Annotated in this window: 8 protein-coding genes, 1 tRNA gene and 1 pseudogene; 5 read left to right on the top strand and 5 right to left on the bottom strand. The window is 72.5% G+C overall.

The genetic code is table 11. The features are described 5' to 3' along the window. Positions 1-36: 36 nt before the first annotated feature. Positions 37-113: transfer RNA gene (locus ACWCXH_RS36255), tRNA-Gly, on the bottom strand. 58 nt (positions 114-171) lie between these two features. Further along, positions 172-255, bottom strand: a pseudogene (locus ACWCXH_RS36260) (CGNR zinc finger domain-containing protein); the annotation flags it as partial. A gap of 239 nt (positions 256-494) precedes the next feature. On the opposite strand from ACWCXH_RS36260, the gene ACWCXH_RS36265 reads away from it, so the two are divergent. Further along, a complete protein-coding gene (locus tag ACWCXH_RS36265; RefSeq protein WP_449805768.1) occupies positions 495-1,334 on the top strand; it encodes a hypothetical protein in 840 nt (279 codons plus the stop codon). A gap of 175 nt (positions 1,335-1,509) precedes the next feature. On the opposite strand, the gene ACWCXH_RS36270 is transcribed toward ACWCXH_RS36265, so the two are convergent. Continuing rightward, entirely contained in the window at positions 1,510-1,809 is a 300-nt protein-coding gene (locus ACWCXH_RS36270; protein ID WP_449805769.1) for a hypothetical protein, read from the bottom strand. 158 nt (positions 1,810-1,967) lie between these two features. On the opposite strand from ACWCXH_RS36270, the gene ACWCXH_RS36275 reads away from it, so the two are divergent. After that, the gene (locus tag ACWCXH_RS36275; RefSeq protein ID WP_449805770.1) at positions 1,968-4,829 is read left to right on the top strand and encodes a penicillin acylase family protein; all 2,862 of its coding nucleotides are present in this window, start codon (positions 1,968-1,970) and stop codon (positions 4,827-4,829) included. Positions 4,830-4,901: 72 nt separating this feature from the next. Here the strand turns inward: ACWCXH_RS36275 and ACWCXH_RS36280 are convergent, their stop codons facing one another. Beyond that, positions 4,902-6,056, bottom strand: a complete 1,155-nt coding sequence (locus tag ACWCXH_RS36280; protein ID WP_449805771.1) for a helix-turn-helix domain-containing protein — start codon at positions 6,054-6,056, stop codon at positions 4,902-4,904. Positions 6,057-6,528: 472 nt separating this feature from the next. On the opposite strand from ACWCXH_RS36280, the gene ACWCXH_RS36285 reads away from it, so the two are divergent. From ACWCXH_RS36285 to tgmC, 3 genes are all read left to right on the top strand, one after another. Further along, positions 6,529-6,831 (top strand): hypothetical protein, encoded by a 303-nt coding sequence (locus ACWCXH_RS36285; RefSeq protein ID WP_449805772.1) that lies wholly within the window; start codon positions 6,529-6,531, stop codon positions 6,829-6,831. Continuing rightward, positions 6,828-7,016 carry a hypothetical protein gene (locus tag ACWCXH_RS36290; RefSeq protein WP_449805773.1) on the top strand — a complete coding sequence of 63 codons (189 nt, stop codon included), beginning with the start codon at positions 6,828-6,830 and terminating at the stop codon, positions 7,014-7,016. The genes ACWCXH_RS36285 and ACWCXH_RS36290 overlap by 4 nt, the downstream gene beginning before the upstream one ends. Before the next feature lie 114 nt (positions 7,017-7,130). Then, complete coding sequence (tgmC, locus tag ACWCXH_RS36295) at positions 7,131-8,270, top strand: ATP-grasp peptide maturase system methyltransferase (protein ID WP_449805774.1); 1,140 nt, start codon at positions 7,131-7,133, stop codon at positions 8,268-8,270. Between the two features lie 201 nt (positions 8,271-8,471). On the opposite strand, the gene ACWCXH_RS36300 is transcribed toward tgmC, so the two are convergent. Continuing rightward, positions 8,472-10,271 (bottom strand): trypsin-like serine protease (locus ACWCXH_RS36300; protein ID WP_449805775.1); only part of this gene is annotated, 1,800 nt, incomplete at its 5' end.

Below are 10,271 nucleotides of genomic sequence, written 5' to 3' on the forward strand. Positions count from 1 at the left end.
GGTCGCGTGCCGAGACGGCTCGGCGGCCGGTGCCCGTGGCCGACGTGGCGGGCCCTGCCCCCGCGCCCTCCAGGTAGGAAGCCTGGTGCTCTGTCTCGCTGAGCTACACGTCGTTGCTGCGCGAGACCCTACGGGCACGGGCGCGGGCGGGGCAACCGGAATTCGGGCTGGTCAGGCCTCCCGGGTGCGGGCGCGGTGGGCGGGGGTCTCGACGCGGTTGCGGCAGGCGGTGGAGCAGAAGCGGCGGGTGCGGGCCCGGCCTCGACGAACTGGCCGTCACCGCCGCCACGCGGCGCCGGACCGGGCGGGCCGAGGGCATCTGCCCGGCTCTCCCCCGCCCGGACGAGGAACAGCAAACAGTAACCCTAAACGAGAGATTTAGGGTGCGTCCCATTTCCCGCCGGGGGCAGTGACCAAGCGTAGCCATAGGCGGACGGGGGCGGGCGGATCTAGCCTGACGGTATGACCGCCCTGCGCGCCGGGGAGGTGCGAGCATGCAGCACACGATCAGTTCACGCGCAACTGTCGTCCTGGCGGCGACGGTGCTGGTGGCCGCCGTCTGCGGGGCCGGGCCGGCGGTGGCGGCCGGAGGCGGCGGGTCACGGACGGTGACCGTGCAGGCGTGTCCGGACGAGGCGGTCGGGCCGGGGCTGCCGCCGCTCAAGGCCCTGGCGGGCCGGGTGACGCTCCCGGACGCGGTGAGCCTGCCACCGGGCGCGGCGGTGTTCGGCGCCCGGTACCCGGGTGACGCGCAGTACGTGGTCGCGCCGGGTGACTGGGCGTGCGACGTCGTGTTCTTCAGCGCGGACGGCGGCGAGCAGGTGTACGTCCACCCGGGCCCGCACGCGGCCGATCCGCCCAGCACCTCCTACCCCGGGCTCGTGCAGGCCGTGTTCAACAGCGGCGGCGTGCAGACCGACGTCGACCTGGCCTGCCCGTTCATCCCCCAGGCCGCGCAGCCGCCGGCCCAGTGCCTCGCGCCGCCACGGCAGGCCGCCGACCGCGTGCACGCCGTGCCGACGGGCGATCCGGGCCTGTTCGCGACGGCGGTCGCCGTCCCGGCGGGCGTGCGGGAGACGAACCTCGCCGCGAGCGGGCAGGTGTCGGCGAACGGGCAGCCGGGGCCGGTGGTCGCCCTGGTCACCCTCGCGGGTACCGGCGGGACGGCGCAGGAGATCGGCTGCGCAATGACAGGACCGGCGGCGGTGGCGACCTGCCGGGCCGGCCTCGACCAGTTCCTCGCCGGCAGTGCGGTCGGACAGAAGCTGAGCAGTGCCCAACTCTCGGCCGCGATGGCGGACTTGAACAGCTTCCTGGCCTCCCGGCCGCACTGAGCGCCGGGCGCGCGCTGCAACAGCGGTGACGGCCTGGAGAAGGCGACCAACCCGCCGAGCGTGTGGTGGGAGGAGAGCTGGGCGGGCGGCCGCAGCCGCCCGGTCCGGGTCGTAGGGGGGTGCGCGCAGGCCGGGCAGCGTTGCGCGCGCACCGCCCGCGGCCACCGGGCGGGGATCAGTCGCGCTGCCCGCGGAGAGTGGAGGCGGTGAAGGAGACGGCGAGCACGATGGCGAGCGCGAGGAGGATCACGCCGAGGGCGATCGCGGTCCAGCCGCCGCCGGTGAGATTGTCCAACTGCTCGCGGTAGGTGGAGTCGTGGGGCTCGGGCATGCCGTCGGTGACCGGGCCGGTGGCGCGGACGTGGCAGATGGCGCCGGGTGACATGGGCCGGCCGTAGCAGGTGGGCACGGCGGCATGGAGCTTGTGGAGGCCGAGCAGGAGCAGGCCGGCGCCCGCGACGAACAGAACGAGCACGATCAGCACTGCCCCGGCCTTCCCGATCCCCCGCGCACCCCCGCGCACCCCCGTGTTCCGCACGCTCTCGCGCGTACCTACCCGGGGCGGCGGTGGACGAACCGGGCCGACCCGGCGCTCACCGGGAGCTTCTGCCGATGTGTCGTCAAATCGCCGTGATGGCATGCACGCCACTAGTCAACCGGCCAGTAGCGACCGTACCGTCGACTCCCCCGCAGCTTCCCACCCAGGAGCTCGACGTGCCCCGACGCCCCCGCATCCCCGGACTGCTCGCCGCCGTCCTCTCGGCAACCCTCCTCCTCGTCCCCGCGCTCGCCACCACCCCCACCGCCGCGGCCCCCACGGCCGCGACGTCCGACTACTGCGCGGGGCGGTGCGCGGACATCCTGCCGCCGGGCGAGAACGGCAACGCCACCCTCGCCGAGATCCTCCTCAACCGGATGTTCGGCACCCGCCCCGCCCACACCGACGACCAGCTCGGCCCGTACGCCTCCCTCGCCTCCGGCTACCCGGGCCTGACCGAGGCGTCCCTGCGCAGCTTCTTCAACGACGCCTCCTTCGGCGTGCCCGCCGACCAGGTCGCGAGCACCACCAGCCCGCGCGCCGACGTGACGATCGTGCGCGACAAGGCCACCGGCGTGCCCCACATCACCGGCACCACCCGCTACGGCACCGAGTTCGGCGCCGGCTACGCGGCCGCGCAGGACCGGCTGTGGGTGATGGACCTGTTCCGCCACGTCGGGCGCGGCGAACTGTCCGGCTTCGCCGGCGGCGCGGCCGCCAACCGGCAGCTGGAGCAGACGTTCTGGCGCGCCGCCCCCTACACCGAGGCCGAGCTGCAGCAGCAGATCGACGTCCTCGCCGCCCACGGCGGGCGGGCCGCGCAGGCGCTCGCCGACGCCAACGCCTATCTCGACGGGATCAACGCCTACGCCAAGCAGGCCCACGACTCCCGCACCTTCCCCGGCGAGTACGACCTGACCGGGCACATCGACCCGATCACCAACGCCGGGTCGATCGCACCGTTCACCCTCACCGACCTCGTCGCCCTCGCCTCCGTCATCGGCGCGCTGTTCGGCTCCGGCGGCGGCGGTGAACTCGCCTCCGCCCAGGTCAAGTCGGCCGCCGAGGCCCGGTACGGCAAGGACGCCGGCGACGCGGCGTGGAGGTCGCTGCGCGAGGCGGAGGACCCGGAGGCCGTCCAGACCCTGCACGACGGGCAGACGTTCCCGTACGCGACGGTGCCCGCCACCCCGCAGGGCGTCGCGATGCCCGACCCCGGGTCGGTGGTGAGCGAGCCGGAGATCTACGACGCCACCGGCTCGGCCACCGCCGCGACGACCGCCGCGACGGGCGTGCTGCCCGGCAACCTGCTCAGCGCGCGGCACGGCATGTCGAACGCGCTGCTGGTCTCCGGCGCGCACACCGACGACGGCCACCCGGTCGCCGTGTTCGGCCCGCAGACCGGCTACTTCGCACCGCAGCTGCTCATGCTGGAGGAGCTGCAGGGCCCCGGCATCAGCGCGCGCGGCGCGGCCTTCGCGGGCCTGAGCTTCTACGTGGAGCTCGGGCGCGGGCAGGACTACGCGTGGAGCGCCACCTCGGCCGGGCAGGACATCACCGACACCTACGCCGTACCGCTGTGCACCACCGACGGCTCACCGGTGACGACCGCATCCGACTCCTACCTGTGGCACGGCAGTTGCCTGCCCTTCGAGCGGCTTGAGCGCAAGGACGCGTGGAGCCCGACCACCGCCGACTCCACCCCGGCCGGCTCGTACACGCTGGTGTCGTACCGCACGAACTACGGCCTGGTGAGCGCCCGCGGCACGGTCGGCGGGGCGCCGGTGGCGTTCACGTCGCTGCGCTCCACCTACCGGCACGAGGCCGACTCCATCATCGGCTTCCAGGAGCTCAACGACCCATCCGCGGTGCACGACGCGGCGAGCTTCCAGCAGGCGGCGCAGGACATCAACTACACGTTCAACTGGTTCTACGCCGACTCGCGCGACATCGCCTACTACAACTCCGGGTCCAACCCGGTACGCGCGCCGGGCGTCGACCCCGGCCTGCCGGTGCTCGCCCAACCCGCCTACGAGTGGGCCGACTTCGACCCGGCGGCCAACACCGCCCGCTACACCCCGCCGGCCGAGCACCCGCAGTCGATCAACCAGGACTACTACGTCTCCTGGAACAACAAGCAGGCCACCGGCTACACGGCGGCCGGCTTCGGCAACGGCTCGGTGCACCGCGCCAACCTGCTCGACGCCCGCGTCAAGTCCCTGGTCCAGAACGGGAACGTGAGCCGGGTCGCGCTCACCCGGGCGATGGAGGGCGCCGCGCTCACCGACCTGCGCGCCGAGGACGTCCTGCCCGACCTGATCCGCGTCCTGCGCAGCGCCCCGGTCACCGACCCCGCCGCCCTCGCCGCGCTCCAGCAGCTGGAGGCGTGGCTGGCCGACGGCGGCACGCGGCACGAGAGGTCGCCCGGCAGCGGGGCGTACGCGGATGCGGACGCGATCCGCGTCATGGACGCGTGGTGGCCGCTGCTGGCCGACGGCGTCATGCACCCGGGCCTCGGCGACCAGCTGTTCACCGCGCTCACCGGGGCGCTGCAGATCAACGAGTCCCCCTCGGGCCAGAGCGGCGGGAGCGGCCCGGTCAGCGCCAACGAGGCGATCCCGCACAAGGGTTCGTCGTTCCAGTACGGCTGGTGGAGCTACCTGGACAAGGACCTGCGCACTGTCCTCGGCGACAGCGTCGCCGGCCCGCTGGCGCGCCCGTTCTGCGGCGGCGGCGACCTCGCGGCCTGCCGCACCGTCCTGCTCGCAACGCTGAAGCAGGCCGCCGCCGAGACCCCCGCCCAGGTCTACCCGGGCGACGGCGACTGCGCGGCCGGCGACCAGTGGTGCGCCGACACCATCATCCAGCGCCCCCTCGGCGGCGTCACCGACGCCAAGACCACCTGGCAGAACCGCCCGACCTACCAGCAGGTCGTCCAGTTCCCCGCCCACCGCTGAGGGACCGGCACTTCGTGGACTCCCGCCTACGGGCGGGAGTCCACGGGGGCAGCGCCGCCGATGTGGGCGCCGTTAGACCGCGATACCGGCTCGCTTGGCGATCCTGGTGAGCCGGGGATTGCTGCGCTTGTGCAAGGACGTCAGAACGCGGATGAGTTCCAGGCTCGTCGGATGGACGGCGGACATCTCCGGTGACCATTTCCACGCGATCTCCAGGGATTCGAGCGCGCCGTCCCGGTCCCCGAGAGCCAGTTGCGACCGTCCGAGGTTCATGTAGAGCGGACCCATGCGGTTGGCGGGCAGTGAGACTCCGCCCCCGATCAGTGCGTCCGCGGCCTCGACGGCCTCACGGTGGCGGTTCATGTCGGAGGAGGTGGAGATGACATGCGTCGCGGTGTTCTCCATGCCGAAATGGATTCCGTGGTCATCGACGTCCCGAGGGAATTCCTCGGCCACTCGCCACGCCTCGGCGATGTGCCGGTTGGCCGTCTGCTTGTCCTTGAGGCGTCCGGCGAGCGTCAGCCCCCGCAGATGGAGGATGCCCAGGCCGAACGCACGATCCCGGCCGTGCAGTGTGGATTCCGCCTGCACGATGGCACGCTCGATCACCGCCAGTCCGCCGTCGAAGTCCCCGGAGTTGAGGAACGTCCCCGCTTCATCCCGTGCCGCCACGATTCTGGCGATCGGGTCTGCCCGCTCGGCGGCGAGAGCCTGCTTCATCGTGGCCAATTCGGCGAGATGCATCCAGCGGTGTCGGGCTGCCAGCCAGTAGACCGCGCTGTAGACGTCGGCGACCAGCGTCCAGGCCCCGGGCGCACCGCTGGCGTGAGCGTGATTGGTCGCCCGTGCGAGTAGGGAGGGAAGCCGCCGCAGTACCTGCGACAGCTCGGTATTGAACCGGATCTCGTTCAGCTCATCCAGTTCGGCTCGCAATCGCTCCGGGTGCACAGGCGCGTCTCCCGGCAGGTCGAAACGCCGGATCGCGAAGTTCAAGTCCGAGAGGTTGGCCTCCGGCGTGCGGCCCAGCAGTTGATCCAGCGTCAGGCCCATGGCGCGGGCGAGAGCAGCGGCCACGCCCTGCGTCAGCGCCCGGTCACCGACTTCGATCTTGCTGAGCAGCGAAACGGACACTCCTGACCTTTGCGCCAGGGCCACCTGACTGAGGCCGCGATCCTTGCGCAGCTTGGCGATGTTCGCGCCAGGCCCCGGAACCCTCGTGCCGTTCATGCCCCCATATTTCCACCGGGGCGAGAAGCACGCCGCCGACTGTGCAAGAACTGTGCAAGTCGGCCGGGCGACGGAGCCGTTGACTGGGTGAACACACCAGACCCCGGCGACCGCTCCAACGGCCCCGGGGCGTGGCCGACCTGAAGGAAGCAGGCTGACGTGCAGGACCCTACCGGCCTTCCGTTCGAAGAAGGCTCCGTGGTTCAGAAGTGGCGTGATCAGTCCCCCAGTGTGGTGGACGATCAGTTCTCTGCGGGGCTGCCGCGTCATCGCAAGTCGGTGGGTGAGGCCCGCGGGATACTGCGCGAGTTCCTCTGTGGCTGATCGGGCAACTGTCGCAGCGGTGGGGTTGCTGTCCGCGCGCGGGCGGGATCGGCAAGGCGGTGTGGGCGCTGGTCGGCCCGGCGGCCGGGCACCGGTGGCTTTCGGCGCTGGAGGGCGCGATCGGCAACACGGTGAGGACGGACGGGTCATGACCGAAGTCAAGGACGGCAGCCCAGGAGCCGAGTTCCCGCACCCGGTCCTGGCCGAGATCGGGGGCGTGACGAAGACGGCCGCGTTCGCCCGGCTCACCGACGCCATGGAAGCGGTGCGCACGAGCCTGGCCCGGCTGCCGTTGGACGACGCGGACGCCGCGCACCTCGCGGAGTACTTCGCACCACACGCGCACGACCGCATCGCCCGTCAACTGGCCGAGGTCGGCGCGGTGCGCACGATCGCGTTCGTCGGGGTCGAGGCCCACGTGATCTACCTCCGCCCGGCGGAGGAGGCATGAAGTCCCGGACCAGGCACAGGATGCGGCAGGTGTGGAACTGGCTGCGCTACGAACCCGCCGATTGGTGGTTCCTGCACGTCTCGCGCAAGCCGGTCGCGCGGGCGCTGCGGGCGGCGCGGCGCCGACTGGACGCGGAGCTGGCCAACCGGCAGCCGCCCACGCCGAACACCGCGCCACCGACATAGGCCCACGAGACTCCTTGAGTGCAACCCCAACGGCCAGTGGGCTTTCCTCCCCGAGGCGATGACCGACGCCATCGCCCACGCCATCGCCGCCCGACTTCAGAAAGGCCACATCGCGTGACCACCCCCGCCGAACTCCGCGCCGCCCTGGTCGACCAGCTCACCGCCGACGGCACTTTGACCGATCCGGCCTGGCGCGCAGCCGCGGCTGCGGTGCCGCGCGAAGCGTTCGTCGACGAGTACTTCCTGACCACCCCGGACAGCGTGCCCACCACCTACGAGCCGGTCCGCAGGGACTCGCCCGTCTGGCTGGAGGGGATCTACAGGAACGAGACCCTGGTCACCCAACTCGACGGCCACCTGCGGCCGTCCGGCGTCCAGGGCCCGGTGACCGGCTCCCCGTCGTCCTCGTCCACCCTGCCCTCCCTGGTGCTCGGCATGTGGCAGCAGCTCGACGTCGAGGCCGGCCAGCGCGTGCTGGAGATCGGCACCGGCACCGGGTACTCCACCGCGCTCGGCGCCCACCGTCTCGGGGACGGCAACATCGTCAGCATCGAGGTCGACCCCGGTGTCGGCGAGCGCGCCGCCGACTCCCTCAAGGCCGCCGGATTCCACCCCACCCTGGTCGTCGGCGACGGCCTGGCCGGCCACGAGGACGGCGCCCCCTACGACCGGCTGATCGCGACCTGCTCCATCCGCCACCTGCCGCAGCCCTGGCTCTACCAGGTCAAGCCCGGCGGGAAGATCCTCGCCACCTTCTCCGGGTGGAGCTTCGCGTTCGGCTTGGCGCTGCTGACCGTCACCGAGCCTGGTTGCGCGAGCGGCCGGTTCCTGCCCGGCCGCACCAGCTTCATGATCGCCCGCCCGCACGACCGGCCGCCACGACAGAGCATCACCCTGCTCTCCGGCGACGACCGGCCGACCGAGATCGACCCGTCCCTCCTCGGCGATTGGACCGGCAGGTGGGTCGCCCAGCTCGCCGCCCCGTCCGCCGAGATCCTCGGCAGCGCAGGACAGCAGATCCTGGTGGACTTCGCCACCGGCTCCCACGCCCGCACCCAGCCGGACCCGGAGGGCGGATGGACCGTCACCCAGCGCGGCCCGCTGCGCCTCTGGGACCAGGTCGAGACCGCCGTCAAGGCCTGGCAGCGCGAAGGAGCCCCGCACCAGCAGGGCTTCGGCATCACCGTCGACGGCGGCGGCCAGCGCGTCTGGATCGGCAGCGAGGACGGGCCCGGCTGGGACCTGCCGGTGTAAATCGGAGCCGCCACCGCACCATTGCACCTGGTCGCCTTCGGCGACGGCATCGAGTCGGACGCCCTCGGCCTCACCCGGGGCCGGAGCGTCCGCGTCGGCATCGCCGCCACCGTCTGCGGTTGCTGGGTCGAGGCGGGCAGGAAAAGGGAAGCCCCGCTCCCCCGCGTGCGGACGCGAGGGAGCGGGGCCGTGGGACGCGGGTTACGCGAAGGTGTTGCTGCTCCAGATCGCGCCGCCGACGCCCTCGCCGCCGTCGGCCTTGTAGACGACGAGGTTGCCGTCGTCCTGCAGCTCCAGGTAGGAGCCGCCCGACCAGAAGGTGCCGGAGGCCCACAGGCCGGTGGTGCCGTCGGCCTTGTAGACGACGGCGTTGCCGTCGGCCTGGATCTTCAGGAAGTTGCCCCAGCCGCTGGTGTTGCTCTCCCACAGCTTCGCGCCGTCGCTGGTGCGGTGCAGGACGAGGTTGCCGTCCCACTGCATCTCCAGGAAGGTGGACTTGGCGTTCAGCCGCTGGCCCTGGACGAGCGTGGTGACCGGACGCAGGGTCGCGTTGGTCCAGACGGTGTTGGCGAGGCTCTCGTCGCCGCCGTTCTTGAACATGGCGAGCTTGCCGTCGTCCTGGAGCTTGAGGCGGCTGCCGCCGAACATGTAGGTGCCGCTGGCCCACAGGCCGCCGGTGCCGGCCGTGGGGTTGCCGTCGGCCTTGTAGACGACGAAGTTGCCGTCGGGCTGCATGTACGCCCACGCGCCCGGGTTGTTCGGGGTGTTGCTGGCCCACAGGGCCTGGCCGTCGCTGCGGCGGTAGAGGACGACGTTGCCGTCCTTCTGCACCTCCAGGACGGAGGCGGGGCCCTCGCGCCACTGGCCGGCCGTCAGGCGGGTGTCGCTCGCGATGGTGCCGTCGCCGCGGAAGGTGCTGGTGGACCACAGGGCGCCGCCGGCACCCTCGCCGCCGTCGCCCTTGTAGAGGACGAAGTTGCCGTCGTTCTGGATCTTCAGGTAGGCACCGTTGTTGAAGTAGGTGCCGGTGGCCCACAGGCCGCCGGTGCCGGCCGTGGGGTTGCCGTCGGCCTTGTAGACGACGAAGTTGCCGTCGGGCTGCATGTACGCCCACGCGCCGTTGTTGCCGCCGGTCGCGGTGTCCCACAGGACGCCGTTGTCGGCCTGGCGGTGGGTCAGGACGAGGTCGCCGTCGGCACGCATGGTCAGCTTGAGGCCGGGCCCGGTGATGGACTGGCCGGCGGTCAGCTTGGTGCCGGGCTTGATCAGCAGGCCGGAGGACGCGGCGGTGGTGGACACCCAGGAGGCGAGGTCGTCGACGCGGGCCTCGGAGGCGCCGGTGCGGGTCTCGGTCTCGCCGAGGCAGCCGCCCTGCCAGGCACGGCTGGTGACGGCGGCGAGCTCGTAGCCGCCGTTCTTGGCGCGCAGCGCCGGGGCGCCCGCGTCGCCCTTGCAGACGGTGTCGGCCGCGGTCTTGGCCGTGAGGTCGACGCCGCCGGCCGTGACGGCGGCGGCCGTGAGGGCGGCGCTGTGGGGCGCGTCGGGGATCCAGGTGGTCGCGGTGCGGCCGTAGCCGGCGACGGTGAGGTCCTCGCCGGCCGTCGGCGCGGTGGCGCCGACGGCGATCGGGGTGATGTCGAAGACCGGCGCGCCGAGGCGGGCCATGACGAGGTCGCGGTCGGCGCGCGGGGCGATCTCGACGACCGGGATGGTGCGGCCGCCGATCGTCACCGTGCTCCTGGCCGCGGGCGCGCCGGCGGCGGGCTTGTCGCCGAAGCACGCGGCCGCGGTGAGCACCCACTGCGGGGCGACCAGGGTCGTGGTGCAGGCGCGCGAGCCGGGGTGGCCGGGCTGGTTGATCGTCAGGGCTCCGACCGCGGGGAAGGTGCTCGCGGGGGGCAGGGCTGCGGGGCCGTCGGTGGCGTTGAGCTCCAGCAGCGTGGTCGAGCCGTTGGTGCCGCCCTCGCCGACCGGGGTCCAGGCGTTCTTGTTGACGTCGAC

It is taken from the genome of Kitasatospora sp. NPDC001660, assembly GCF_053596725.1.